1 pseudogene is annotated in these 278 nt (G+C 65.5%); it reads right to left on the reverse strand.

The annotated features are described in order from the left end of the window. Window positions 1-78: 78 nt before the first annotated feature. Window positions 79-278, reverse strand: a pseudogene (locus EN808_RS36105) (organic hydroperoxide resistance protein); the annotation flags it as partial.

The raw sequence follows: 278 nt of genomic DNA on the forward strand, positions 1-278 counted from the left end.
GCTGGTCGAGGCGCGGCACGGCGATAGCCCCAGCGTCCTGAGCCGGGGCTATCTTGGCCATGGTTTCGGTTGTCGTCGTCATGCTGCCTTTGCCGGAAGCGCCGTGGCGGACAGCACCACGTCGATATTGCCCCGGATCGCGTTGGAATAAGGGCAGATCTTGTGCGCTTCCGATACAAGCGCCTCGGCGCTCGCCTGACCAAGCCCCTTGATTTCAGCCGCCAGCGCGACGCCGAGGCGGAAGCCGCCCTGGTCGTTCGGATGGAGGCTCACTGTGG

Origin of the sequence: Mesorhizobium sp. M8A.F.Ca.ET.165.01.1.1 (genome assembly GCF_004792065.1) — a bacterium.
In the GTDB taxonomy this organism is placed as follows: Bacteria; Pseudomonadota; Alphaproteobacteria; order Rhizobiales; family Rhizobiaceae; genus Mesorhizobium.